This is a genomic window from Saccharopolyspora sp. NPDC049426 (assembly GCF_040676935.1).
In the GTDB taxonomy this organism is placed as follows: domain Bacteria; phylum Actinomycetota; class Actinomycetes; order Mycobacteriales; family Pseudonocardiaceae; genus Saccharopolyspora.
The window spans coordinates 218892-242897 of the sequence record NZ_JBFAPZ010000005.1 but is presented as its reverse complement, the minus strand read 5'-3'; the positions used below and the strand labels follow the sequence as shown (position 1 = coordinate 242897).

Here is a 24006-nt window from a genome sequence, read left to right as displayed (position 1 = left end):
GTGGCCGACTCCGCGAACTACTTCAGGTCGCCGTCGGAGACCACGAACAGCTCGGAGTGCGGCTTGGCGTTGCCGAACTCGCCGTGCGGCCAGGACCGCCGGTTGAAGTTGACGCCTGGCTCACCGGTCACCTCGTCGCGGAAGGTGTCGTCGAGCGAAACCTTCCCGTCCGGGCCGAGGTCGACCATGTTGACCTTGTGGTCACCGTCGTTGCCGGACCGCGCGACGAAGTAGTTCGACACCGCGAGACGGCCTGGCGACTGGGTTTCGGTGTACTTGCCGTCCGGGCCGAGCACGAAGTTGTCGTACCCGCCCCAGTGCGGACCGCCTGCGGCCTTGCCCGGGTTGATGGGCGTCGTCCCGGCCACCGTCGGGCAGTCGGCCTCGGCACCGCCGTGCTCGGACTCGGCGATGGTGTCGATGTTGCACTGGAAATCGTTGCCGGAGTTGACCAGCTTCTGGATGTCCAATGTGTACACGCCGCCCGTGGTGCCCGGGTCGTCCTTGCCGAAGGTTCCCGCGGCGCGCCCCTGGATCGCCCGGTACAGGAACCGGTCGTCCGGGCTGGTCTGGATCCAGCCGCCGTTGGAGCTGCCGCCGTTGCGGTCGTTGGCCTTGTCGAAGTTCACGACCGCTGCACCGTCGTCGAAGACCTGGCGCCAGTGCGGTTCCGGTGCGGTGATGTCGGGCGTGTAGAACACCGCGCCGCCCTGCATGGTCTGGGCGAACGCGCCCTTGTGACCGGGCAGGTTCGTCACGGTGGTCTCCATGACGGCCCGCTGCTCCTGGTGCAGCGGGTCCTCCGGGTTGGCCCGCGGGCCGTTCGGGAGGTAGCTGACCGCCTTGAGCTTCGGGTGGTTGCGGTCGGCGATGTCCCAGGTCCGCACGGTCGGCCGCCGCAGGTACGGCGACGGGGCCTTCACCGGGTCCAGGATGATGTTGCGCGGCTCGGTGTAGTCCGCCGTGACCAGGGTGTTCAGGTCCTCGCGGGCCTGGATGCCGTGCGGGTTGGCGCAGGTCGGCGTACCGATCCGCGGCAGGTTGTCGCACAGCTTCTCGTTGTCCCCACCCGGTGTGGCGGCCGGGGATTCCGAGAGCACCTTGGCGTTCTCGTCGAAGCGGACGACCTCGCCGGGGCTGCCGGCGAAGCCGTTGCCCAGGTGCACCGAGCCGTCCGAGTACCGGTACGGCCCCGGAGCCACCGGGCCACCCATGTAGGTGCCGTAGGCGGTGCCGTCCTTGAGCGTCCAGTACGCGTCGGGAACGGAGCCGCCCGGCGTCTGCGTCGGCAGGCTGATGCCCTTGAGCTTGACGTTGGGCAACGAGGTCACGTCGAACGCGTAGGTCGCCGCGCCGAAGAGCGCACCGGCGAAGATGGTGTCGCCCTTGTGCCACACGTACTGCATGTGGTGCGGCTCGTTCTCGACCAGCGGGCCGACGGTGACCGTGTTGACCACTTGGCCGTAGCCGGGTGAGCCCTTGGTCGCGTCGATGATCGCCAGGAAGTCCGGTCCTGGCAGGGCGTTGGCGACCTTGCCGGTGCCGCCTGCCAGCGAGCCCGGCAGGTTGCGGACGTCGGCCACCGCGGTGTCGGCGATGTTCTCGTCGCCCGCCCAGACGACCAGCCACTCCTTGGGCTTGCCGTCCGATGTGGACTTCTCCAGCGCGCTCTTCACGACGTGGTTGGTGACGGTGTAGTCCTTGCCGTCCGCACCCTTCACGGACTGCGAGGACACGTCGACATCGGCGTAGGCGTCCTGAACCGGCAACGTGACCGAACCGACCGCGAGAGCTATGGCGGCCAGCCCGATGGGCAGTCTTCGAAGACTCTTCTTCATGTGTGCTCCGGATTTTCGTGGAGAATTCCGAATTCGGGCACGACGAATTCGCGCGTTCGGAATGCGCGGTTTTCCGAACGTGCGTCGTCGTGAACTACTCGGAGAGAGAGAAAACGCCTTGCAGCGGCGGGAGAAAGAGATCCCTTAGGCGTGACAGAGCGCGCTGGCCTGCTGCCGGAGATCGACATGCAGGCGAGCCACCAGACAGGCGAACCTGGACATGCCAGTAATAATCAAGAAAGGCTCACGAGGTGTCAACGTTCAACCACGTCGTGGGATCCCTTCCCACAAGATCCTGAGAAGCGCCTGGTAAAAACGATCAGTAGCCCGAACGGCGGTATTCGCGAAAGCTCAACCGGACTTAGGATTTCCGGTTCTCCGCCGTCGTGGCGGCTCGGATGAGCACACCGGCAGCGGCCTCGATCCGCTCCTCGTCGCCGGTGACGATGCGGTCCAGGCACAGTCCGCGCAGACCCGAGATGAGCAGGCTCGCGCGGGAACGCGCCTCGAGCTCGTCGAAGCCGAGCCCCCGGTAGACGGGCACGAGCGGCTCCACCATCGCCCTGACGGCGTCCGCGGCGAGCTCGGCGTAGCGCTCCGGTTGGGTCGGGGCCAGGCTCAGCACCTGGAACAGGATCCGGATCGGCCGCTGCTGGCGCCCGCGCGTGATCGCCTCCCACAGCTCCCACGCCGCCCGCTCCAGGTCACCGGTATCGCCGACCTCGCGGAACAGGTCGGAGACGTCGGGACGGCTCGCGGCGATCGCCTCGGCGATGAGCGCCTCGCGGCTGCCGAAGTAGTACAGCAGCATGCGCTTGCTGGTACCCAGCTTCTCGGCCGTGGGCGCCAGGGACAGGTCGGCGATGCCGTGCTCGGCGAGGTGCTCGACGACCTTCCGCAGCAGCTCGGCGCGCTTGTCGCCTCGTGAACTCACCCCTTGACCGTACCGATCGGTACAACTAGCGTGCAATCGTTGTACCGATCGGTACAACGATTGCCGGCACGACCGTCGGAGGTGGACATGACGACGAGGTCACCATCGGTAGCGATCATCGGCGCGGGAATCGGCGGGCTCACGCTCGCGATCGCGTTGCGGCGCAGGGGAATCCGGTCCGCGGTCTACGAAAGCGCTTCCGAGCTGCGGGAAGTGGGTGCGGCCGTGGCGCTGTCGGCCAACGGCACGCGCGTGCTGCACGCCCTCGGCCTGCGCGACCGCCTGGCCGCCCGCAGCGCCGTGCCCACCGAGCTCGTCTATCGGGACTGGCGCGGTGGCCGGCGGATCGCCGCCTTCGCGGCCGGCGCCGACTACGCGGCCCGGTTCGGCGCGCCGTACTACGGCGTGCACCGCGCCGATCTCCAGGCCGCTCTGGCCGAGGCCTGCGGGCACGACGACCTCCACCTCGACCACCAGCTCGTCGACATCTCGACCGAAAACCCGGGATACGAGCTGCACTTCGCCGACGGCGCCACGGCGCACGCCGATCTCGTCGTCGGCGCGGACGGCGTGCACTCCACCGCGCGCCGGTGGGTCGCGGACGACGAAACGGCCCGCTACTCCGGCACCAGCGGTTTTCGAGGCCTGATCCCCGTTGATGCGATGCCCTCGCTGCCCGACCCCGGCGCCATCCAGTTCTGGATGGGGCCCGGCGCCCACGTGCTGCACTACCCGATCGGCGACGGCTCCTTCGTCAACTTCCTGGCCGTCGTGGACGACCCACCGACGTGGACGAGCTCCAGCTGGGTGGAGGACGTGCCCGCTAACCGGCTCCGCGCGCCTTTCGCCGACTGGCACCCGGGCGTGCGCGAGATGGTCGCGGCGACGAGCCTGCACAAGCGATGGGCCCTGTTCGGGCAACGGCCGCTCACCCGCTGGCACCGGGACGGGATCGTGCTGCTCGGCGACGCCGCGCACGCCATGCTGCCGCACCACGGTCAAGGCGCGAACCAGTCCATCGAAGACGCGGCCACCCTCGCCTCGCTGCTGCACCGCTTCGCGCCGGATCAGGCGCTGCCCCGCTACGAACGCCTCCGCCGCGCCCGCACGCGCGCGGTCCAGCGGAGTTCGTGGGTGGCGTCGGCGCTGCTGCACCTGCCCGACGGGCCGGACGCCGACGACCGCGACCGGCGGCTCGCGGCGATCCCGGACACGCTGCAGTGGATCCACGAGCACGACGCCGAGGCCGCGGCGGAGGCGCTGGGCTGAGCGTTTCGCCTGCGGCTCAGGCCTTGTCGTCGCGCTCCAGGTCGATCGCCTTGCGCATCGCCTTGCGACCGCGGTTGCGGTCACCGGCGAGGTCGTAGGCCTGCGCGAGCGCGAACCAGCGGCGCCAGTCCTGCGGCGCCGCTTCGAGTTCGGACTGCTTGGCGTCGAACCACTCGTCGGCCGCCTCCCGCTCGATCCGGCCCGAGGGTCGGCGCGGGAGGTGCGAGACGTCGGGCAGCACGCCCTCGTCGTCGAGCCTGCGGGCCAGCCGCTCGGTGGCGGCGCCGAAGCGCAGCTGGTCGGCGACGAGAACTGCGCCCAGCACGGGGAAGACCAGGATAGCCAGGCCGAGCGCGATGAAGACCGGCTCACCACTGATGATCATCGTGATCGCGCGGCCGCCCATCAGCACCAGGTAGGCCAGCAGCACGAGCGCGATGACGAACGCGGCGGTGCGCGCCGTCATCAGCTGCTTGGCCACCTCAGATCCCCATCAGCACGTCGAGCCCCACGGTCAGGCCCGGACGGCTGGGAACCTCGCGGACGCCCAGCAGCACGCCCGGCATGAACGAACGCCGGTCGTAGGAGTCGTGGCGGATGGTGAGGGTCTCGCCCTCGGTCCCGAAGAGCACCTCCTGGTGCGCGACCAGTCCGGTCATCCGCACCGCGTGCACCCGCACCCCGTCGACCTCGGCGCCTCGGGCTCCGTCCGGGTCCTTGGTGGTGGCGTCGGGCATCTCGCCGAGTTCGGCTTCCTCGCGAGCCTTCGCGATCACCTGGGCGGTGCGCGCCGCGGTGCCCGAGGGCGCGTCGGCCTTCTTCGGGTGGTGCAGCTCGACGATCTCGGCGGACTCGAAGTACTTGGCGGCCAGCTCGGCGAACCGCATCGACAGCACGGCACCGATCGCGAAGTTCGGCGCCACGATCACGCCGACCTCCGGCTTGGCGGCCAGCCAGGTGCGGATGGAGTCGAGCTCAGCCGGTCCGAGACCGCTGGTGCCGACCACGACGTTGATGCCGTTCTCGACGCAGAACTTGATGTTGTCGAGCACCGAGTCGGGGTGGGTCAGGTCAACGGCGACCTGCGCGCCGGACTCGACCAGCCGCTCGATGGGATCGCCCTGGTCGACCTCGGCGACCAGCTCGGTGTCGGCGGCCTCGCCGACGGCTCGCGCCGCTTCGGAACCCATCCGCCCGCGGGCGCCCAGCACACCAACCTTGATCACCGTGGAAACACCTCTCCGCACCGACGCTGCTCACCAGAAGTCTATGCATCGTGCCCACGGCCACCCGACGACCCACCCCGCGTGGTGACCGACACCATCCCGGTGATCCGCACGAGCGCGCGCGTGAGTCCAGGACGGGGACGGTTCTGGTCCGAACCGACCGCACGGAAGGAACGTCGATCATGGACGGTTCGGACCAGAACCGCCCACTACACGCCTTCCGGCAGGTCCTCCGGGGTCTTGTAGGGGCCCACGACGGCGGTGGTGAAGGGGCGGTTGAGGATCTCCCGGGCGAGGGTCGCGACGTCCTCGGGCGTGACCGCCTCGATCTTGGCGAGGGTCTCCTCGACCGTGTAGTGGCGGCCGTAGTTGAGCTCGGTCTTGCCGATGCGGCTCATCCGGGCCGCGCTGTCCTCCAGTCCCAGGACCAGGCCACCCCGCAGCTGACCGCGGCCCCGATCGACCTCCTCCGCCGACAGGCCCTCGGCCGCGACGTCGGCGAGCACCGAGCGGATCACCGAGGCGACCTCGCCCAAGCGCTCCGGCGTGCAGCCCGCGTAGACCGAGAACGTGCCCGCGTCCGAGTAGGCCGTGCTCGACGAGTACACCGAGTACGCCAGGCCCCGGCTCTCGCGGATCTCCTGGAACAGCCGCGAGCTCATCCCGCCGCCGAGGGCCGCGTTGAGCACGCCCAGCGCGAACCGCCGCTCGTCGTAGCGATCCAGGCCGCGGCAGCCCATCAGCAGGTGCGTCTGCTCGGTGTCGTCGGGCTCGAGCACCAGCCGCTCCTGCTTGGGCAGCCGGATCCGGCCGCCGCGCGGTGCCTCCGGGCGCTCGTCGCCGGTCAGCCGGTCGCCCAGCGCCTTGCGCAGCAGCCGCACCACCTTCGCGTGCTCGACGTTGCCCGCGACCGCCACGACCATCTTCGGCATCTGGTAGCTGCGCCGGTAGAAGCCGTGCACCCGGTTGCGGGTCATGTCGCTGATCGACTCCTCGGTGCCCAGCACCGAACGCCCCAGCGGGCTGTCGCCCAGCACGGCCGTGGAGAACAGCTCGTGCAGCAGGTCCTCGGGATCGTCGTCGCGCATCGCGATCTCCTCCAGGACCACGCTGCGCTCCACGTCCACGTCGGAGGCGTCGTTGACCGCGTCGAAGACCACGTCGCAGAGCATGTCGATGGCCAGCGGCAGGTCCTCGTCGAGCACGTGCGCGTAGTAGCAGGTGTGCTCCTTGGAGGTGAACGCGTTGAGCTCACCGCCGACGGCGTCGATCTCCTGCGCGATGCCCACGGCGGTCCGCTTCGCGGTGCCCTTGAACAGCAGGTGCTCCAGGTAGTGCGCGGCACCGGCCTGCGCCCTGGTCTCGTCTCGCGAGCCGACCCCGACCCAGATGCCCACCGATGCCGAACGGACGCCGGGAACCGGTTCGGTGACCACGCGCAAGCCACCCGGCAACACCGTCCGCCGCACTTCCGCGGAACCGTTGTCACCGAGAACCCGAGTGGTCCCGGGACGTTGCAGGTGCCCGGCTGTCTGCTTCTGCTGCTTCATAACCCTGTTCTCGTCGCCTCCGCGCGATCCCCGCGCACTCACGACAATACGGCCCGCCCCGGAAGACCGGGACGGGCCGCATCGCGATTTCTGATCAGAGGATCACTCGGCGGAGGCCTCGGCCGGAGCGGCCTCGCCCTCGCTCTCGCCCGACTTCTCGTCCTCGTCGTTGACCAGCACCAGGCTGATCTTGCCGCGGTTGTCGATGTCGGCGATCTCCACGCGCAGCTTGTCGCCGACGTTCACGACGTCCTCGACCTTGCCGATGCGCTTGCCGTTGCCCAGCTTGGAGATGTGCACCAGGCCGTCCTTGCCCGGCAGCAGCGAGACGAACGCGCCGAAGGCCGCGGTCTTGACGACGGTGCCCAGGAAGCGCTCGCCGACCTTCGGCAGCTGCGGGTTCGCGATGGCGTTGATCTTGTCGATCGCCGCCTCCGCGGACGGGCCGTCGGCCGCACCCACGTAGATGGTGCCGTCGTCCTCGATGCTGATCTCGGCGCCGGTCTCCTCGGTGATCGAGTTGATCATCTTGCCCTTCGGCCCGATGACCTCACCGATCTTGTCCACCGGGACGGTCACCGAGGTCACGCGCGGGGCGTGCGGGCTCATCTCGTCCGGCTTGCCGATCGCCTCGGCCATGACCTCCAGGATGGTGAACCGGGCGTCGCGCGCCTGGCCCAGCGCCTGCGCCAGCACCTCGGACGGGATGCCGTCCAGCTTGGTGTCCAGCTGCAGCGCGGTCACGAACTCCTTCGTGCCCGCCACCTTGAAGTCCATGTCACCGAAGGCGTCCTCGGCACCGAGGATGTCGGTCAGCGCAACGTAGTGGGTCTTGCCGTCGACCTCGTCGGAGACAAGACCCATCGCGATGCCTGCGACCGGCGCCTTCAGCGGCACACCCGCGTTGAGCAGGGATAGCGTCGAGGCGCAGACCGAGCCCATCGAGGTCGAACCGTTGGAGCCCAGCGCCTCGGAGACCTGGCGCAGGGCGTACGGGAACTCCTCGCGCGAGGGCAGCACCGGCATCAGCGCGCGCTCGGCCAGCGCTCCGTGGCCGATCTCGCGACGCTTCGGGCTGCCCACCCGGCCGGTCTCACCGGTCGAGTACGGCGGGAAGTTGTAGTGGTGCATGTACCGCTTCGTCGTCTCCGGGGAGAGCGAGTCAATGGTCTGCTCCAGCCGCAGCATGTTCAGCGTGGAGACACCCAGGATCTGGGTCTCGCCGCGCTCGAACAGCGCCGAACCGTGGGTCCGCGGGATCACGCCGACCTCGGCGGACAGGCTGCGGATGTCGGTCAGGCTGCGGCCGTCGATGCGGACCTGGTCGCGGATGATGCGCTGGCGGACCAGCTTCTTGGTCAGCGAGCGGAACGCAGCGCCGATCTCCTTCTCGCGGCCCTCGAACGCCTCGCCCTCGCCGGTGCCGACCTTCTCCAGGACCGACGCCTTGATCTCGTCGAGGCGGGTCTCCCGCTCCTGCTTGCCAGCGATCTTCAGCGCCTCGGCCAGCTCGGAGGACACGGCCTGCTCGACGGCGGTGAACGCGTCGTCCTGGTAGGCCGGGAACACCGGGTAGTCCTGGGTGTCCTTGCCGACCGCCTGGGCCAGCTGCTGCTGGGCCACGCACAGGGTGCGGATGAACGGCTTGGCCGCCTCCAGACCCGCGGCCACGACCTCTTCGGTCGGCGCCTGGGCGCCACCGGCGACCAGGTCGATGGTCTTGTCGGTGGCCTCGGCCTCGACCATCATGATCGCGACGTCGTCACCGACGATGCGGCCCGCGACGACCATGTCGAACACGGCGCGCTCGAGCTGCTCGTGCGTCGGGAACGCGACCCACTGGCCGTCGATCAGCGCCATGCGGGTGGCACCGATCGGACCGGAGAACGGCAGACCCGAACCCTGGGTGGACGCCGACGCGGCGTTGATCGCCAGCACGTCGTAGAGGTCGCCCGGCTTCAGGCTCATGACCGTGACCACGACCTGGACCTCGTTGCGCAGGCCGTCGACGAACGACGGGCGCAGCGGGCGGTCGATCAGGCGGCAGGTCAGGATCGCGTCCGTGGACGGCCGGCCCTCGCGGCGGAAGAACGAGCCGGGGATGCGACCCGCGGCGTACATCCGCTCTTCGACGTCGACGGTCAGCGGGAAGAAGTCGAAGTGCTCCTTCGGCTGCTTGGAGGCCGTGGTGGCCGACAGCAGCATGGTTTCGTCGTCGAGGTAGGCGACGACGCTCCCGGCGGCCTGCTTCGCGAGCCGGCCGGTCTCGAAACGGACGGTACGGGTTCCGAACGCGCCGTTGTCCAGCACGGCGGTCGACTCGTACACGCCCTCTTCGATCGCTTCAGTCAAGGTGACTCCCTATCGTCACAACGCCCACGGCAGGAGCATCCGGATCGGTGATCCGACAAGGCCGGCCATCGATCGAAGCTCCCGGGACCGTCTCGTGACGACTTGCCCGGCAGCCACTACCGAGGACCGGCGGACGCCTGCACCCAGTGCTTGCCACCGTGAGCGCTCTATTGAATTGCTGGCGGCGCCTGCGAGGCACCGCCCGGTTTTACGCACCGGGGGGAGCGGCCGTGGCCACTCCCCCCGGTGTCATGTCAACGACGCAGACCGAGTCGCTGGATCAGCGAACGGTAGCGTTCGATGTCCACCTTGGTCAGGTAGTTGAGCAGACGACGGCGACGACCCACCATCAGCAGCAGACCACGACGCGAGTGGTGGTCGTGCTTGTGCTGCTTGAGGTGCTCGGTCAGGCCGGTGATCCGCTTGGTCAGCAGGGCCACCTGGGCCTCCGGCGAACCGGTGTCGTTGTCCTTCAGGCCGTACTCGGCCAGGATCTGCTTCTTCTCGTCAGTGGACAGCGCCACGAAATACTCCTTCTGCATGTCCCGTGTCTGTGGGCGGCGAGCTGCCGTGCGGCGCCACCGCCGTGAGGACTGGTTACCCCGGAAATCGGCCACCACGGACTGCAGCCGTTCCACAGGCCAGGATAACAGGGAAGCCCTGCTCGCCTGGGTTACCCCGACGCAGCGCGCGTCACCGGCACGCGGTGCACAGCCCGGTACACCGGACCGCCTTCGCCCTGGTCACTGCGCATCACCGCAAGTTCTCCGGCGGTCCACCAGGGACCCGCGTAACCGGCGAGCAGACCCGGCATCCACCGCCGGTCGGCACGACCGGACGCCCACCGGGCCACCGTCAGGTGCGCCCGGAACCCGTGCGGGTCGCCACCGGCCGCGCGCACCAGCTCCCGCAGGGCGAGCCGGTCGGTCTCGGTGGCCGGTTCGACACCCGTCCACAGCACTCCCCGGAACGTTCCCGAGCCGGTCATGCGCAGCACGGGCGGGGCCGCGGTGACGTGCGCCATGCGGCGGTCGAGGCGGTCGGCGACGCGCTGCGGATCGGCGTCGTCGCCGTGGAAGCGCAACGTCAGGTGCCAGCGCTCGGCGGCGGTGAAGCGGAACTTGCGCACGCCCGCCGTCGCCTCGGTCACCCGAGCCGGGTCCAAGGCCGCGATCGCCTCCGACAGGTGCCGGACCGCCTCACCCGAAGGCCACAACGCGGTGAACAACCGCATGCCGCAAGTATGACGGCCCGTCCCTGGAGTGCGGCAAAGCCGCAGCTTCAGGTGGGGGACTCAACCGGCACCGCCGCGGGTTCTGAGCGGCTTCGTGGCGAGGACGCCGCGACGCCGTGTATTGGCATACATCAGGAGTGGCGCCCGGAGTCCACGAAGCCGCTCAGGTTCCGCCACCCGCACCGCCACGCAAAGCGCCCACGGCTACTCGCTGAAAAGCCCTATTCGCTGTCGGCGGCTCGGCGTAGGAGTCCCGCCAGGCGCGGATAGCGCCCCTCCAGCAGCGAGGCCGCGGCCTCCAGCTCGGTGGGCTTGGCCACCTCCAGCAGCACCGGCCAGGCGATCTGCTCGCCGTTGGCGGTCTGCTTGACCGGCAGGTTGTCGCGCCCCACCGAGGGCTGCGACTGGCGCACGTCCTCCAGGGCCTGCTTGATCGCGTCCGACTCGCCCGCGGCCACACCCGGGATGAGGACCTTGCGCTCCAGCATCACCAGCCGGGCCAGCACCTGCGGGTTGCCGATCTTGGCGCGGCGGCCGCTCATCACCTGGCTGAGCATCGGCGCGCTGATGCCGAGCACGTCGGCCAGCTGGGCCTGCGAGATGCGGAAGGCCACGACCAGTCGGCGCACCCGGTCCCCCAGCGGCTCGCCGTACCACTGCCGCTGCAGAGCCAGATTTCGCTGGACGCTGCTGCTCTCCGCCACCTTCGCTCCCCCTGCGTGACCGCCACCCCGGTGAGCCCGGGGTGATCCGGAATCGAATCCTGCCAGCTCACCGGCCGCACGGGGTCCAGAACCCGAAAACCTGTTCATCCCGGCGGCGGAGCTCACGCCCGCACTCCGAGGATTCGGCGGGTCTCGGCGACGTCGGCGTTCATCTGATCGATCAGCGCGTCCACCGAGTCGTAGCGCTCCATGGCCCGCAACCGCTGCACGAAGTCGAGATCGACGCGCTCGCCGTAGAAGTCGGCGTCCACATCGAGCACGAAGGCCTCGACGGTGCGCTCGGTCCCGGAGAACGTCGGGTTGCTGCCCACCGACACCGCCGCGGGCATCGCCGGCCCCGGCTGGGACGCACCACGCCTGCGGTGGGTGAACCAGGCCGCGTAGACGCCGTCGGCGGGGATCGCCGTGTAGTCCGGGGTGGACAGGTTGGCCGTCGGGAAGCCCAGTTCCTTGCCGCCGCGACCCGCGCCGCGCACGACGATGCCCTCGATGCGGTGGTGGCGTCCCAGCGCCGAGGCCGCCGCCACCACGTCACCGGCGTCGATGCACGCGCGGATGTAGGTGGAGGAGAACGTCACCGACGTGCCGCCGGAGTCGTCGGAGCGCTCCACCGGCCCGGACACCAGCGCGTCGGAGGCGACCTCGAAGCCGAAGCGCTCGCCGAGCTTGGTGAGCAGGTCGATGTTGCCCGCCGCCTTGTGGCCGAAGGTGAAGTTCTCCCCCACCACGACCTCTGCGGCGTGCAGCTTCTCGACGAGGACCTCGTGCGCGAACCCCTCGGCGGGCACCTTGGACAGCTCGCGGGTGAACGGCAGCACGCAGAACACGTCCACACCCAGCTGCTCGACGAGCTCGGCCCGCCGCCGCAGCGTGGTCAGCTGCGCCGGGTGGCTGCCCGGGCGCACGACCTCCGCGGGGTGCGGGTCGAAGGTCATCAGCACGCAGGGAACGCCCCGCCGCCGAGCTTGCTGCACCGCGTGCGCGATGAGTTTCTGGTGGCCGCGATGCACACCGTCGAAGACACCGATGGTGACCACGCAACGGCCCCAACCACCGGGAAGCTGCTCCAAACCACGCCAACGCTGCACGACCCAGAAGCCTACTTCCCCCGCGCGATCACGCGCCGAGCGGTGGTTTCGAACCGCCCGACCGCAGCCACGCGGCGGCGCCCTCCACCACCCGGCGGGGCCGTCGTCAGTTCCCGGGGACGATGACCAGGACGGCCTTCGCCGTGCGGCCCCGGTCGCGGACCAACGCCACCGCCCGGCCGTCGGGATCGAACATGCCGTAGGTCCCCTCGACGCCGGCGGCGGTCACGACCTGCCCGTGCGACAGCGCGCGAGCGGTCGAGGCGTCGACGTTGCGGCGGGGGAAGGCGGTCTCGACGGCCTGGTCCAGGCCCATCGAGAGTTCGGGGGTCTCCTCCAGCTGATCCAGCGTGCGCGCGGTGGCCAGGCCGAACGGCCCGACCCGGGTGCGCCGCAGGGCGGTGAGGTGCCCGCCCACGCCGAGCGCTGCTCCGAGGTCGCGGGCCAACGCCCGCACGTAGGTGCCCGACGAGCACTCCACCAGGACGTCCAGCTCGGTGGTCCGCTCGGTGCGCCGCAGGTCGAGGACGTCGAAGCGGGAGACGGTGACCGGCCGGGCGGCGAGCTCGACGGTCTCGCCGCTGCGCGCGATGTCGTAGGCGCGACGGCCGTTGATCTTGACCGCGCTGACGGCGCTCGGCACCTGCTGCAGGTCGCCCGTCAGCGCCGCGACGCCGTCGCGGACGGCGGTCTCGTCCACCTCGGAGGCGTCGGCGGTGGTGATGACCTCGCCTTCGGCGTCATCGGTGCTGGTGGCGGCACCGAGCGTGATGGTGGCCAGGTACGCCTTGGTGTCCAGGGCGAGGTGGCCCAGCAGCTTGGTCGCCCGCTCCAGGCCGAGCACGAGCACACCGGTGGCCATCGGGTCCAGCGTCCCCGCGTGCCCGACCTTGCGGGTGCCCATGATGCGGCGAACTCTGGAGACGACGTCGTGCGAGGTCATCCCCGCCGGTTTGTCGACCACCAGGAGGCCGGGAGGGACGGCGGGACTCTGCTTGCGGGATTGCGCGGACACGGCCAGCCATCATTCCCGACCCGGCGCCGCGCGAATCCGCCAGGGTCAGGCCGCCGCTGCCGCGGGGGTCACGCCGACCACGGCCCACTTGCCGGAGCGGGCCCGCAGCAGCAGCGTGATCATCCGCAGCACCATGAACAGGCTCAGCCCGGTCCAGATCCCCGCCAGGCCCCAGCCGAAGGCCAGCGCCAGCCAGATCAGCGGCAGGTAGCCGATGACGGCGCTGAGGATCGTCGCGGTGCGCAGGTAGGCGGCGTCGCCCGCACCGAGGAAGACCCCGTCCAGCGCGAAGACCACGCCCGCCACCGGCTGCACCGCCACGAAGAACCACCAGGCGTTCGGCATCTCGGCGAGCACGGCCGCATCGGTGGTGAACACCGACGGCAGCACGCCGGACACGGCGGTGAAGAACACGGCCAGTCCGCACCCGAACACCAAGCTGTACCAGGTCACCTGCTTGGCGACGGCCTTGGCGCGCGGCACCGAACCGCTGCCGAGGGCGGCACCGACCAGCGACTGGGCGGCGATGGCCAGCGAGTCCAGCACCAGCGACTGGAACATCCACAACTGCCAGACGACCTGGTGCGCGGCCGCGGTCTCGGCTCCGGTGCGGGCGGCCACCGAGGTCGCCGACAGGAAGCAGATCTGGAAGGCCATGGTGCGCAGCACCAGGTCGCGGCCGAGGCCGAGCTGAGCGCGCATCCTGGCCCAGTCGGGGCGCAGCGGGGCCTTCTCCACGAGCAGGGCGCGGATGAACAGGGCCGCGGCGATGCTCTGGCCGATCAGGTTCGCGATCGCCGAACCCTCCAGCCCGAGGCCCATCGGGTAGACCAGGATCGGGCACAGCACGGCGGACACGCCGTTGCCGATGAGCGTGTAGCGCAGCGGGCGGACGGTGTCCTGGACACCGCGCATCCAGCCGTTGCCCGCCATGGTGATCAGCACCAGCGGGGCGCCGCAGAGCGCGATGCGCAGCCAGGTCCCGGCGGCGTCGGCGACCGGTCCGGGCCCGGCGAGCAGCTCCGCGACGGGCGTGGCGACCAGCTGGGCGACCAGCGACAGCACCACGCCGACGGCGATCCCGAGCCAGGTCGCCTGCACGCCCTCGGCGACGGCTTCGGTGCGCCGGCCGGCTCCGTGCAGCCGGGCCGTGCGCGCGGTGGTGCCGTAGGTGAGGAAGGTCAGCTGGCTGGAGATCAGCGTGAACAGGGTGCCGCCGAGCGCGAGCCCGGCGAGCGGGACGGCCCCGAGGTGACCGACCACGGCGGTGTCGACCAGCACGTACAGCGGCTCGGCCGCCAGCACGCCCAGTGCGGGGACCGCGAGCCCCAGCACCTTGCGCGGTGACACGCGTTCCCCGACCTCGGACACGTCATCTCCCTTGTAAGCTGCGATTGATGGGTTCGACCCTGACACAGGGTAGCGGTAAGGAGCGTCAGTGGACAGCGCCGATTACATCGAGGTCGCCCTCCGGCTCGCCAACGCCGACCTGACCGACGTCGAGACGGTCCGCGCCGCACTGCACGACGAGCCTTGGTGGGCCGACCGGCTCCGGGACTCCGACCTGCCCCTGCTGCGGGAGGTCGCCGAGGGCCTGCGCCGGGCGCTGGCCGCCATGATGGCGTCGTCCGGACCTGCTCAGGACGAGACGGTCCTGACCGAGATCAACGCGCTGCTGGCCGCCCATCCCCCGCGTCCCCGGCTCTCCGGCCACGGCGGTCACGACGGAGCGCCCAACTGGCACGTCCACGTCGCGGGCCCCGATGCCCCCGCGGTCGACGAGGTCGCCGCGGCGGCGGCGTGGGGCCTGGCCCAGGGCGTCGTCGCGCACGGCACCGCGCGCTGGGGGCTCTGCGAGGCGGAGGGGTGCTCGACGTACTACCTGGACACCTCGACCAACCAGGCGAAGCGCTTCTGCTCGCCCCGCTGCGCCAACCGCATGCACGTGGCCGCGTTCCGAGCCCGCAAACGCGCCTGACCCCTCCCCATTCCAATTTCGCGCGAAATTCGAACGCCGAAGTCCCCACTCGAATTTCGCGCGAAATTCGAAAAGTCCAGGTCAAGAGCCTGCGAACCGGCGTAGCACTGGGTGTGTCGCCACACTTCCGGGTGGCGGATTCCAATTTCGCGCGATATTCGAACGGGCCGCTGGACGGGGGCTGGGGGCCGCTGCCGGGGTCAGGGTCCGAGCAGCGGGGCGTTGTCGAGGGCCTTGCGGATGTCGGCGAGGATCTCGTGCTCCTCGCCGCGAGCGGTGAAACCTGAGGCCAGGCGGTGGCCACCGCCCCCGCAGGCGTTGGCCGCGTGGCTGACGTCGACGCGGCTGTCGGCGCGCAGCGACACCGACCAGTGATCGGGGCCGATCTCCTTGAGGACCGCGGCGACCTCGGCCTCCCCGGTGGTGCGGATGAGGTCGATGACGCTGTCGACGTCCTCGCTGCCCAGCCCGTCCGACTGGTCCTTGCGGACGGTGGCGTGCACGAAGCCCAGGCCCTGGGCCGCGGACGGCTCCAGCTCGGTCTTCGACAGCACACCGGCGAGCATGCCCAGGAACCCGTACGGGTGGGTGTCGAGCAGCGGCTTGGTGGTCGCCTCCGGGTCGACGCCTGCGTCGAGCAGCCGGGCCGCGACCCGGTGCACCTCGGCGCTGGCGTGCCGGAACGAGCGCGTGTCGGTGACCAACCCGGCGTACAGGCAGCGGGCGGTCGGCAGGTCCAGTTCCGCGCCGAGCTCGTCGAGCACCCGCAGCACCAGCAGCACCGTCGCCTCGGCGGACTCGTCGAGGACGTGCACCGTGCCGTAGCGGGTGTTGGAGATGTGGTGGTCGAGGACGATCACCTCACCACCTGCAGCGATGGTGCCCTTGACGCGGTCGGCGAGCTTGCCGAGCCGCCCGAGGCTGCCGGAGTCGCACACGACCAGCAGCGGCGGGGCAGCGGGAACCTCCGACGGGGGCACGATGAGCCCGTCGACGTCGAGGTCGCGCAACGAGTGGGCGGGCTTGTCCGGATGCCCGAAGGACACCCGGACCGCGCTGCCGCGCTTCTTCAGCGCCCTGCCCAGCGCGAGCGCGCTGCCCAGGGCATCTGCATCGGGGTTGACGTGCCCGAACAGGGTCACGTCAGGTGCTGCCGCGAGCTTGCCCGCAGCCGCCGCGACGGCCTCTCGCAGAGACTCGCCCGTCTCCGGGCCGCTCTGCTGGCCGGCGGTCTCGGGTTGCCCGCGCACACGTCACCTCCACGTCATCGGTGGCACTGTCAGGTCCACCGATGACCAACGCACCCGATTCGGCGCCGCGACTCAACCACCTTGTGGGCCACGACGCACATCGGCGTCGGAAAAGTCCTCGTCATCGACACCGTCGGTGTCGTCGTCATCATCCTCGGTGTCAGCGCTCACGCGGTAGGGGTCCGCGTCGCCGGCCGGGACCGCACCGGAGGCCAGTCGGGCGACCTCGTCGTCGGCCTCCTTGGCCTTGGCGAGCAGCTCCTCCATCCGGCGGGCCTGGTCCGGGACGGTGTCCGCGACGAACGTCAGGGTCGGCGTGAACCGCACCCCGGTCTGGTCGCCGACGCGGGAGCGCAGCACGCCGGTGGCGCTGCTGAGCGCGGCCGCCGTCGAGGCGTAGTCGGCGTCGTCGCCGAAGACGGTGTAGTAGACCGTGGCGTCCCGCAGGTCCGGGGTGACTCGCGCATCGGTGATCGTCACCATCGCCAGTCGCGGGTCCTTGACCTCGTGCTCCAGCCCGGACGCGACGATCTGCGCGATGCGCTTGGCCAGCCTGCGGGCGCGCGCCGTATCAGCCACGACGCACCTCCTTCTTGCAAGAAAGCTTCGACACCCGCGGTGCTCCGGCGGGTGGGTCCGACGTCGAAGTGGCGAAGCCACTTCCTCCTTCTGGTGAGCGCCTGAGCAGCTCGCACCGCCGGGAGTTCTCCAGCGGCTTCGTGACGAGCACGCCGCGACGCCGTGTTCGGCATGCGCGAGGAGTGGCGCGGAGTCCGAGGAGCCGCTCAGGTCCCCCGGCACGCACCGCTGAGCAACGGCACCACCGACAAACCTAATCCTCCGGCCCGAGCATGCGATGCCGGGCGGCGAGGAGCTCCAGCTCGGGGCGGGCGGCGACGAGCCGCTCGCACGCCTCCAGGACTTCGCGCACGTGCGAAGCGTCGCCGGAGACCGCCGCGACTCCGAGCAGAGCGCGGCGGTGGAGGTCTTGGTCGCCGGCTTCGGAGACGGCGACCTCGAAGCGGCGGCGCAGTTCGGCCAGGACCGGCCGGACCACGGCCCGCTTCTGCTTCAACGAGTGGACGTCACCGAAGAGCACGTCCAGTTCGAGCGCACCGACGTACATGGGTGGGATCTTCCCCCGAGCCCGCGCAGGGGGTCCGTCGTGGACCCCCTGCGCAGGTGCGGTGTCAGTCGCGAGGCTTCTCGCGCATCTCGTACGGCTCGATGATGTCGCCCACCTTGAGGTCGTTGTACGACCCCAGGGTCAGACCGCACTCGAAACCGTCGCGGACCTCGGTGGCGTCTTCCTTGAACCGCTTCAGCGAGTTGATGCTGAGGTTCTCGGCGACCACCACGTTGTCCCGCAGCAGACGCGCCTTCGCGTTCCGCTTGACGATGCCGTCGGTGACCATGCAACCGGCGATCGTGCCGACCTTCGAGGACTTGAAGACCTCGCGGATCTCGGCGCGACCGAGCTCGACTTCCTCGTACTCGGGCTTGAGCATGCCCTTGAGGGCCTGCTCGATGTCCTCGATGGCGCGGTAGATCACCGAGTAGTACCGGATCTCGACGCCCTCGCGGTTGGCGACCTCGGCCGCCTTGCCCTCGGCCCGGACGTTGAAGCCCAGGACGATGGTGTTCTCCGCGGTGGCGAGGTTGATGTCGGACTCGTTGATGCCACCGACGCCGCGGTGGATGACCCGCAGCTCGACCTCTTCGCCGACCTCGATCTTCATCAGGGACTCTTCGAGCGCCTCGACGGTACCCGAGTTGTCACCCTTGATGATCAGGTTCAGCTGGTTGGTCTCCTTGAGCACCTTGTCCAGGTCCTCGAGGCTGACCCGCTTGCGCTTGGCGGCGTTCTGCGCCTCGCGGATGCGGGCTCCGCGGCGGTCGGCGATCTGCCGGGCGACCCGGTCCTCGTCGACCACCAGGAAAGAGTCACCGGCACCGGGCACCGACGTGAAGCCGATGACCTGGACCGGCCGCGAAGGCCGCGCCGCGGTGACGTCCTCGTCGTTCTCGTTGATCATGCGGCGAACGCGGCCGTACGCGTCACCGGCGACGACCGAGTCACCGACGCGCAGCGTGCCTCGCTGCACCAGCACGGTGGCCACCGGACCGCGACCGCGGTCCAGGTGCGCCTCGATCGCGACGCCCTGCGCCGACATGTTCGGGTTGGCCCGGAGGTCGAGCGAGGCGTCGGCGGTCAGCAGGATCGCTTCCAGCAGACCGTCGATGTTGGTGCCCTGCTTGGCGGAGATCTCGACGAACATCGTCTCGCCGCCGTACTCCTCGGCCACCAGGTTGTACTCGGTGAGCTGCTGGCGGATCTTGTCCGGGTTCGCACCCTCGACGTCGATCTTGTTGACCGCGACCACGATCGGCACACCGGCGGCCTGGGCGTGGTTGATCGCCTCGACCGTCTGCGGCATGACGCCGTCGTCTGCGGCGATCACCAGCACGGCGATGTCCGTCGACTTCGCACCGCGGGCACGCATGGCAGTGAACGCCTCGTGACCAGGGGTGTCGATGAAGGTGACGGGCCGCTCGTTGCCCTCCAGCTCGGTGACGACCTGGTAGGCACCGATGTGCTGCGTGATGCCGCCGGCCTCGCCGGCCTGCACGTTCGCCTTCCGGATGGTGTCCAGCAGCCGCGTCTTACCGTGGTCGACGTGACCCATGACGGTCACGACCGGCGGACGGGCGGCCAGTTCCTCCTCGGAGGAGCCCGGGTCGCCGTAGCTGATGTCGAACGACTGCAGCAGCTCCCGGTCCTCGTCCTCCGGAGAGACCATCTCGACCTTGTAGTTCATCTCCTGGCCGAGAAGCTCGAGGATCTCGTCGGAGACGGACTGGGTCGCGGTGACCATCTCACCGAGGTGGAACATAGCCTGCACCAGCGAAGCCGGGTTGGCGTTGATCTTCTCGGCGAAGTCGGTCAGCGAAGCACCGCGGCGCAGGCGAAGGGTCTCGCCGTTACCGCGCGGGAGGCGGACGCCGCCGACTGACGGCGCCTGCATGTTCTCCATGTACTCCTGGCGCTTCTGCCGCTTCGACTTGCGACCGCGCTTCGCGGGACCGCCGGGGCGACCGAAGGCACCAGCCGTGCCGCCGCGACCACCGGGACCGCCCGGACGGCCACCGCCGCCGGGACGACCGCGGAAGCCACCGCCGGCCGGAGCTCCACCCGGAGCGCCGCCGCCACCGCCACCGGGACGGAAGCCACCGCCACCGCCACCGGGACGACCGCCGCCGCCACCACCGCCGGGACCGCGGCCACCGCCGCCGCCACCGCCGCCGGGGCCGCCACGACCACGACCGCCGCCGGGGCCACCGCCGGGCCCACCGCGGGCCGGACGCGGAGGCATCATGCCGGGGTTCGGACGCGGAGGCATCATGCCCGGGTTCGGACGCGAACCGCCGCCACCGCCGCCTTCGCCGCGCGGGGCGTTGTTGCCGCCACCGGCAGGAGCGGTTCCGGCACCCTGGCCACCGCCACGGCGCTGGTCGTCACGACCGCGACCGGGGCCCTGCTGGCCACCGCGGTCCTGACGCGGACCCGGGCCGGGACGACCCGGGCGCTGCTGAGGAGCACCCTGACCGACGCCGAACGGGTTGTTGCCGACGCGCGGGGGCTTCGGGCCCGGCTTGGGAGCCTTCGGGCGCGCGGCATCGCCGTCGGCGCTCGGAGCCTTGGGCGCGGGCTTGGGACCCGGCTTCGGGCCGGGCTTGGCGTCGCCCTTGGGCTTGTCGCCCTGGGGCTCGGCCTTGGGCTGCTCGAACTTGGGCTCTTCGACCTTGGGGGCCTCGGCCTTCGGCTCCGCCTGGGCGGCCGGGGCCGGCTCTTCGGCCTTCGGTTCGGGCTTGGGGGTCGGTTTCGGACCCGGCTTGGGACCGGGCTTGGGCGCCTCGGCACGCGGGCCGGGCTTGGGTCCAGGCTTGGGCGCCGACGATCCGGCCGCCCCTCCGGTACTGACAGCCTTGGGCTCGTTCTGAGAGGGCTTGCCGTTGTCGCCGCTCTTCTTCGACGACTTGACATATGCGTCACGGAGCCTGCGGGCCACCGGGGCTTCCACGGTGGAGGACGCAGACTTGACGTACTCGCCCTGCTCGGCGAGCTTGTTCAGTACTTCCTTGCTGGTGACACCGAGCTCTTTAGCGAGCTCATGTACGCGGGCCTTGCCTGCCACTGCTCTCCTCATCTGGGTGAGGCCGGGCGGCAGTCCCGCTCGACCTCGTCCTATCGCCGATGCGCGTTCATGGCTTCAGCTTCACGGCTGATTCATGACGGGTCGACCTGCTTTCCTTCGGTTGCCTGGCGCGGGACGGGTCCCGCGTCGGTCTGATCTTGAGCCACCGCGGGCGGTTGCCCGGTACTCAAGTGGTGTTGCACGGCTGAGGTGTCGAGAGATCCCGGCACTCGAAGTGCCCGCGGAAAAGCCCGGCGCCGTTCGGCTAGACGAAGGCAAGCCGGATCAGGATGCAGCCAGGCTCCCCGACCCGGTCGCCGATGCCGTGGATCGGGAACCGCGACGGGCCTCGAACCACCGACCTCAGCCACCACACGTAGCAGCTCAACGGCCGACGTCCGAGTACGACAACCCACGCACGTACGAACCGGCACATGGCACTGGCCATTCCCGGGTGCACTCGTGTGGATTGATCGCTCCCCTCGCGTCGAGCCTCGTTAACGATTCTAACCCGAGGGCGTCACTCAGCCGAACCCACGGTGGGCAGTCCCTCAACCGCCGGGTCCGGGCCGGTCGGCTGGACGGGTGCCTGGCCGCTCGTGGTGGTCGGCGACGACGGATCGGCGTCGCTGCGGATGTCGATCCGCCAGCCGGTCAGCCGGGCCGCCAGCCGCGCGTTCTGGCCTTCCTTGCCGATCGCCAGCGACAGCTGGAAGTCCGGCACGATCACCCGCGCGGTCTTGGTGCGCTCGTCGACGACCTCGACCGAGACCACCTTGGCCGGCGACAGCGCATTGCCGACGAAGGTCGCCGGGTCGTCCGAGTGATCGATGATGTCGATCTTCTCGCCGCCCAGCTCGCTCATCACGTTGCGGACCCGCGCGCCCATCGGGCCGATGCAGGCGCCCTTGGCGTTGACGCCGCTGACCGTGGACCGCACCGCGATCTTCGACCGGTGCCCGGCCTCGCGGGCCACCGCCGGGATCTCCACGGTGCCGTCGGCGATCTCCGGGACCTCCAGCGCGAACAACCGGCGGACCAGGTTCGGGTGGGTGCGCGACAGCGAGATCTGCGGCCCCCGGGCGCTGCGCGCCACGCCGTAGACGTAGCACTTGATCCGGGTGCCGTGCTCGTAGTTCTCCCCCGGGACCTGCTCGGCACCGGGGATGACGCCTTCGCTGTCACCGATCTGCACGATCACCATGCCGCGCGAGTTGGCCCGCGCGTCCCGCTGGATCACGCCACCGATGATCTCGCCTTCCTTGGCGGCGAACTCGCCGAAGGTCCGCTCGTGCTCCGCGTCGCGCAGCCGCTGCAGGATGACCTGCCGCGCGGTCGTCGCCGCGATCCGCCCGAACCCCTCCGGGGTGTCGTCCCACTCCTCCGAAACGCTGCCGTCGGCGTTGAGGGAGTGCGCGATGACCCGCACGATGCCGGTCTTGCGGTCGACCTCCACCCGCGCGTGCGGCTGGTGCCCCTCGGTATGACGGTATGCGGTGAGCAGCGCCGATTCGATCGCTTCAAGGACCGTCTCGAACGGGATGTCCTTGTCGCGTTCGATCGCCCGCAGCGCCGCGATGTCGACGTTCACCTCGACTCCTCCGTGTCTTCCCGGTCGTCCCCCTGCTGGGAAACGCCGCTCGCAGCCCGCTCCAGCTTGACCAGGTCTTCCGCCGGTGGCTGCTGGAACTCCACCTCGACCACCGCGCGCTCCACATCACGGTAGGCCACCTGGCGGATCTCAGCGCCTACCAGCACCTGCACGCCCTCATCATCCGCGCTGCCGACCCGCGCCACCAGCTGCTCGCCGCTGGTCAGCCGGATCTTGACCAGCCGATTGCGGGCGCGCTTCCAGTGTCGCTGCTTGGTCAGCGGCCGGTCCACGCCGGGCGAGGTGACCTCCAGCGTGTAGGAGCCGGCCAGCACGTGCTCGTGCGCGTCCAGGACCTTGGCGACCGAGCGGCTCACCTCGGTGATGTCGTCGAGGCCGACACCGTCATCGGAGTCGATGACGACCTTGACCAGCCGGCGACGACCGGCCTGCTGCACGTCGAGCTCTTCGAGGTCGAAGCCCTTTTCGGCGACGGCCTCGGCGACGACGGGCTCCAGCTGCGCGGTGATCTCACCACGCGGCGGGCTGGACACGTTGGCACTCCTAGGTTTCGGTTCGTGGTCTTGGAAGACCTCATGCATCGCGATCCGGACCCGAAACGCGGGCACGAACCGCCCGCGTCCGGTCTGCTCCGGCCGCGGTCGCCCAGGGTATCGCGTCCGCCCGCACCCGAGCGCGACGCGGGACCCCTACGATCGGCGGATTGCGCACAGCCCTGAATGGATCACCGGCCGCACCGCTCCAGCGGTGGCCCCCAGGGTGCGCGCGTTGATCGCGGTGCCTGGCAGGATAGGTCGTCGTGGACCTCCCCCGCGCATCCCTGCCGGTGATCGAGCGCCGACGTGTTCTGCGGTTGTTCGCCGCCGCGCCCGCCGCGGCCGTGCTGGCCGCGTGCGGTACCGGATCCGACGAGCCCGATCAGCTGCTGCCGCTGGCGACCGCCGCGAAGGCCGATGCCGCGCTGGCCAACGCGATCGCGCGCAGGCACTCCGGGATGGCCGAGACGGCGCGCGAGCTCGCCGCGGCGCGAACGGCGCACGCCGGCGCGTTGCAGCGGGAGATCGACCGGGTCGCGCCGCGCGACCCCGAGGACCCGCCGTCGGTGCCCGATCCGGCGCCGAAGAAGGCGCCGTCCTCCGCCGACGCCGCCGCCGACGCGCTGCGCGCCGCGGTGCGCGAGGGCCAGGAGCAGGCGGCGAAGCTCGTTCCCGGGCTGTCCGGCTACCGCGCGGGCGTGGTGGCTTCGGTGTCCGCGAGTTGTGCGTGCCTGCAGGAGGTGCTGGGTTGAGCGAGATCTCGGAGCAGACCGCCAAGGCTCTCGGCGACGCGCTGGGCGCCGAGCACGCGGCGCTGTGGGTCTACGGGCTGGCCAACGCCTTCGTCGGCGAGGCGCGGGTGCGCAGCGCGATCGAGGAGGCCGTCGATGCGCACACCCGGCTGCGCGACACCGCCGAGCAGGCGATGCGCCAGGCGGGTTTGACGCCGACCCCGGCTCAGCCCGCCTACGACGTCGGCGGCGACGTGGCCGGCCAGTCGAAGGCGATCGAACTGCTGATCACCACCGAGAGCGACTGCCAGGTCGGCTGGCGCTCCGTGCTGGACAGCACCGAGGACCCCGGGATGCGCCGGACCGCGCTGGACGGCCTGACCACCTCGGCCACCAGGGCGACCCGCTGGCGGCTGACGCTGGGACGCCAGCCCGCCGCGGAGAACTTCCCCGGCCAGCGCGCCTAGGGGCT

The 24006-nt window shown here is 70.4% G+C and carries 23 protein-coding genes; 4 read left to right on the top strand and 19 right to left on the bottom strand.

Annotated features, from left to right (window positions below):
• Window positions 1-17: 17 nt before the first annotated feature.
• Together AB0J78_RS12910 and AB0J78_RS12905 are read right to left on the bottom strand one after the other, a co-directional pair.
• Window positions 18-1838, bottom strand: a complete 1821-nt coding sequence (locus tag AB0J78_RS12910) for a hypothetical protein (protein ID WP_363789107.1) — start codon at window positions 1836-1838, stop codon at window positions 18-20.
• A 361-nt stretch (window positions 1839-2199) separates the two neighbouring features.
• Window positions 2200-2772, bottom strand: a complete 573-nt coding sequence (locus AB0J78_RS12905) for a TetR/AcrR family transcriptional regulator (RefSeq protein ID WP_363789106.1) — start codon at window positions 2770-2772, stop codon at window positions 2200-2202.
• Window positions 2773-2859: 87 nt separating this feature from the next.
• Here AB0J78_RS12905 and AB0J78_RS12900 point away from each other — a divergent pair, with 87 nt between their 5' ends.
• Complete coding sequence (locus AB0J78_RS12900) at window positions 2860-4041, top strand: FAD-dependent monooxygenase (RefSeq protein ID WP_363789105.1); 1182 nt, start codon at window positions 2860-2862, stop codon at window positions 4039-4041.
• A 16-nt stretch (window positions 4042-4057) separates the two neighbouring features.
• Here the strand turns inward: AB0J78_RS12900 and AB0J78_RS12895 are convergent, their stop codons facing one another.
• The 10 genes from AB0J78_RS12895 to AB0J78_RS12850 form a co-directional block, all read right to left on the bottom strand.
• The gene (locus AB0J78_RS12895; protein ID WP_363789315.1) at window positions 4058-4507 is read right to left on the bottom strand and encodes a hypothetical protein; all 450 of its coding nucleotides are present in this window, start codon (window positions 4505-4507) and stop codon (window positions 4058-4060) included.
• Window positions 4508-4523: 16 nt separating this feature from the next.
• Window positions 4524-5267, bottom strand: a complete 744-nt coding sequence (gene dapB, locus AB0J78_RS12890; protein WP_363789104.1) for a 4-hydroxy-tetrahydrodipicolinate reductase — start codon at window positions 5265-5267, stop codon at window positions 4524-4526.
• A gap of 209 nt (window positions 5268-5476) precedes the next feature.
• A complete protein-coding gene (locus AB0J78_RS12885) occupies window positions 5477-6817 on the bottom strand; it encodes a pitrilysin family protein (RefSeq protein ID WP_363789103.1) in 1341 nt (446 codons plus the stop codon).
• 102 nt (window positions 6818-6919) lie between these two features.
• The gene (locus AB0J78_RS12880; RefSeq protein WP_363789102.1) at window positions 6920-9169 is read right to left on the bottom strand and encodes a polyribonucleotide nucleotidyltransferase; all 2250 of its coding nucleotides are present in this window, start codon (window positions 9167-9169) and stop codon (window positions 6920-6922) included.
• A 254-nt stretch (window positions 9170-9423) separates the two neighbouring features.
• Entirely contained in the window at window positions 9424-9693 is a 270-nt protein-coding gene (gene rpsO / locus AB0J78_RS12875; RefSeq protein WP_132674863.1) for a 30S ribosomal protein S15, read from the bottom strand.
• 149 nt (window positions 9694-9842) lie between these two features.
• Entirely contained in the window at window positions 9843-10403 is a 561-nt protein-coding gene (thpR, locus tag AB0J78_RS12870; protein ID WP_363789101.1) for an RNA 2',3'-cyclic phosphodiesterase, read from the bottom strand.
• A 221-nt stretch (window positions 10404-10624) separates the two neighbouring features.
• A complete protein-coding gene (locus AB0J78_RS12865) occupies window positions 10625-11107 on the bottom strand; it encodes a helix-turn-helix transcriptional regulator (RefSeq protein WP_363789100.1) in 483 nt (160 codons plus the stop codon).
• Between the two features lie 122 nt (window positions 11108-11229).
• Complete coding sequence (locus tag AB0J78_RS12860; RefSeq protein ID WP_363789099.1) at window positions 11230-12216, bottom strand: bifunctional riboflavin kinase/FAD synthetase; 987 nt, start codon at window positions 12214-12216, stop codon at window positions 11230-11232.
• 106 nt (window positions 12217-12322) lie between these two features.
• Window positions 12323-13231: a tRNA pseudouridine(55) synthase TruB gene (gene truB / locus AB0J78_RS12855; protein ID WP_363789098.1), complete on the bottom strand. Its 909-nt coding sequence runs from the start codon at window positions 13229-13231 to the stop codon at window positions 12323-12325.
• 45 nt (window positions 13232-13276) lie between these two features.
• On the bottom strand, window positions 13277-14602 hold the full coding sequence (locus AB0J78_RS12850; RefSeq protein ID WP_363789097.1) for an MATE family efflux transporter: 1326 nt from the start codon (window positions 14600-14602) through the stop codon (window positions 13277-13279).
• A 67-nt stretch (window positions 14603-14669) separates the two neighbouring features.
• On the opposite strand from AB0J78_RS12850, the gene AB0J78_RS12845 reads away from it, so the two are divergent.
• Entirely contained in the window at window positions 14670-15209 is a 540-nt protein-coding gene (locus AB0J78_RS12845) for a CGNR zinc finger domain-containing protein (RefSeq protein WP_363789096.1), read from the top strand.
• Window positions 15210-15409: 200 nt separating this feature from the next.
• Here the strand turns inward: AB0J78_RS12845 and AB0J78_RS12840 are convergent, their stop codons facing one another.
• From AB0J78_RS12840 to rimP, 7 genes are all read right to left on the bottom strand, one after another.
• Window positions 15410-16402: a DHH family phosphoesterase gene (locus AB0J78_RS12840; protein WP_363789314.1), complete on the bottom strand. Its 993-nt coding sequence runs from the start codon at window positions 16400-16402 to the stop codon at window positions 15410-15412.
• Window positions 16403-16531: 129 nt separating this feature from the next.
• The gene (gene rbfA, locus AB0J78_RS12835; protein ID WP_363789095.1) at window positions 16532-17038 is read right to left on the bottom strand and encodes a 30S ribosome-binding factor RbfA; all 507 of its coding nucleotides are present in this window, start codon (window positions 17036-17038) and stop codon (window positions 16532-16534) included.
• 253 nt (window positions 17039-17291) lie between these two features.
• Window positions 17292-17585 carry a DUF503 domain-containing protein gene (locus tag AB0J78_RS12830; RefSeq protein WP_363789094.1) on the bottom strand — a complete coding sequence of 98 codons (294 nt, stop codon included), beginning with the start codon at window positions 17583-17585 and terminating at the stop codon, window positions 17292-17294.
• 64 nt (window positions 17586-17649) lie between these two features.
• Window positions 17650-20655, bottom strand: a complete 3006-nt coding sequence (gene infB, locus AB0J78_RS12825; protein WP_363789093.1) for a translation initiation factor IF-2 — start codon at window positions 20653-20655, stop codon at window positions 17650-17652.
• A 92-nt stretch (window positions 20656-20747) separates the two neighbouring features.
• A complete protein-coding gene (locus tag AB0J78_RS12820) occupies window positions 20748-21071 on the bottom strand; it encodes a YlxR family protein (protein WP_363789092.1) in 324 nt (107 codons plus the stop codon).
• 104 nt (window positions 21072-21175) lie between these two features.
• Entirely contained in the window at window positions 21176-22246 is a 1071-nt protein-coding gene (nusA, locus tag AB0J78_RS12815) for a transcription termination factor NusA (RefSeq protein ID WP_132674741.1), read from the bottom strand.
• Window positions 22243-22800 (bottom strand): ribosome maturation factor RimP, encoded by a 558-nt coding sequence (rimP, locus tag AB0J78_RS12810; protein WP_363789091.1) that lies wholly within the window; start codon window positions 22798-22800, stop codon window positions 22243-22245. The genes nusA and rimP overlap by 4 nt, the downstream gene beginning before the upstream one ends.
• 266 nt (window positions 22801-23066) lie before the next feature.
• Between rimP and AB0J78_RS12805 the strand changes: the two genes are divergently transcribed.
• Together AB0J78_RS12805 and AB0J78_RS12800 are read left to right on the top strand one after the other, a co-directional pair.
• On the top strand, window positions 23067-23555 hold the full coding sequence (locus tag AB0J78_RS12805) for a hypothetical protein (RefSeq protein ID WP_363789090.1): 489 nt from the start codon (window positions 23067-23069) through the stop codon (window positions 23553-23555).
• The gene (locus AB0J78_RS12800; RefSeq protein ID WP_363789089.1) at window positions 23552-24001 is read left to right on the top strand and encodes a ferritin-like domain-containing protein; all 450 of its coding nucleotides are present in this window, start codon (window positions 23552-23554) and stop codon (window positions 23999-24001) included. The genes AB0J78_RS12805 and AB0J78_RS12800 overlap by 4 nt, the downstream gene beginning before the upstream one ends.
• Window positions 24002-24006 lie beyond the last annotated feature (5 nt).